Origin of the sequence: Streptomyces sp. WAC05292 (assembly GCF_003949955.1) — a bacterium.
In the GTDB taxonomy this organism is placed as follows: domain Bacteria; phylum Actinomycetota; class Actinomycetes; order Streptomycetales; family Streptomycetaceae; genus Streptomyces; species Streptomyces globosus.
Genome location: NZ_RPSE01000684.1, coordinates 1 through 1747 on the forward strand (window position 1 = coordinate 1; position 1747 = coordinate 1747).

At 74.9% G+C, this 1747-nt stretch carries 2 protein-coding genes; both read right to left on the reverse strand.

Annotation, left to right across the window (positions count from 1 at the left end):
• Positions 1-27 precede the first annotated feature (27 nt).
• Positions 28-1047 (reverse strand): SCO0930 family lipoprotein, encoded by a 1020-nt coding sequence (locus EF903_RS32350; protein ID WP_125548505.1) that lies wholly within the window; start codon positions 1045-1047, stop codon positions 28-30.
• 127 nt (positions 1048-1174) lie between these two features.
• Positions 1175-1747, reverse strand: a 573-nt coding sequence (locus EF903_RS32355) for a GDSL-type esterase/lipase family protein (protein WP_260616220.1), incomplete at its 5' end; no start/stop codon positions are given.

The following is a 1747-nucleotide window of genomic DNA, read 5'->3' on the forward strand; positions in this document are numbered from 1 at the left end:
GGAGTGGGGAGGCCGTCCGGCCGGCGGTTACGAGGCGGTGATCAGCTTGCCCTCGGGGGAGACGGCGTACCACTGGCCGCCGACGCCCTGGCCGTTGGCGTCACCGGGCCTCTTGTCGCCCGCGAAGGTGTACACGGGCCAGCAGTCGATGGACTGCTGCTTCCTGCCGTCGGGGCGGTCCAGCACCGAGAAGTTCTTCAGCGTGATGCCCTTCACGTTCGCCTTGTCCACCGGCGCGACGACGGGCCACTTGGCCAGGCAGTCACCCGTGCACTTGGAGACCATCGGCCAGGCGCTGTCCGGCTTGAAGCGGTAGACGGTCATCCCGTTGCCGTCGACGACGTGCTCGCCGAGCTTGGGGTTCGTCGCGACGGAGAGACCGGCCTGGGCGGGCTGCGCGCCCTCCGGCTTCGGCTCCGGGGCCGCGGGGGCGGGCGCGCCGCCGCTGCCGCCCGCAGCCGGCTTCGCCGCCTTCTTGCCGTCGGGCGCGAGGGCGAACCAGGTGCCGCCGACGCCCTGCCCGTTCACGTCGCCCGCCTTGGTGTCCTTGGCGTAGCGGTACGCGGGCCAGCCGGCCACGGTCAGCTGTTTCGTGCCGTCGCTGCGGGCGACCTCGCCGAGCAGCTTGGGGTCGATGCCGGACGCGGCACCGGCGCCGGCGGGCACGGGCGGCCAGGCCTTTGCGCAGTCGCCGTCGCAGTTCGACTTCGGGGGTTCGGCGGTGTCCTTGTCGAAGCGGTAGAGGGTGAGCCCGGCCGAGTCGGTGATGACGGGACCGGCCTTGTCGGTCTCGGCGACCGCAAGCTGCCCCGCGGGCCCGCTCCCGGCGCCGGCGTCGCCCGCCGAACCGTAGCCGGAGCCCGCTCCCGCGCCGGAGCCGTAGTCGGACCCGTAGCCGGAGTCGGCCCCGGCACCGGCCGCCTGGGCGGCGGCCCCGGCCGGCTTCGCGGAGCCGGCGTCGCCGCCGGCGCCCCCGCCGCAGGCCGTGGCGGTCAGTGCGACGACGGCGGCGACGGCGGCCAGGGTGCTCCCGCGCTTGATGCCCATGGTGGTCTCTCCCGTTCGGTGTGTCCGTCCCCGGCGCCTCCGCGGTGTGCGGTGCGCCGGCAGTTGTGCGAAGGACACGCCGTGCGGGGCGCGGTCTGTTCAACGGCTTCGGTGTGGGGTGTTTCACTCAGCGCGCGTCGAACCCGGCGCGCCGCAGGGACGTGGCCACAGCAAGGCCGAGAACCCGGTGTCCTTCGTCGTCGGGGTGCAGTCCGTCGGCCAGGTGCCCCGGTTGCAGCAGGTCGCGGCCGGGGAGCAGGGCGAGGTGCGCGTCCCCGGCGGCGATGCGGTCGCGTACGGCCCGCTCCATGGCGGCGCGCAGGTCGCCGAGGGTGGCGCCGAGCCGGTTGGGGGTGTCCTCGGCGTCCGGCCTGAGCACCGGGGAGAGCAGCAGCAGGGGGGTGCGGGGGTGGCCTTGGCGGACGAGGTCCAGGAAGGCGCGGGTGGTCTCGTACAGCAGGGGCGGTGAATGGGGCACGCAGGCCCAGCAGTTGGTGCCGAAGGCGAGGGTGAGGACGTCGGCGGGGAGGCGGGCGAGCTGTTCGGCGGTGGCGAGTTCGCCGCGCCCGGCGCCTGCGTAGCCGAGGTTCACGGTGTCCCAGCCGAGGACCCGTCCGGCGACGGCGGGCCAGCCGTGGGCGGGCCGGGTCGACCACCAGCCCTCGGTGATCGAGTCGCCGTGCACCACCCAGCGGGGTGC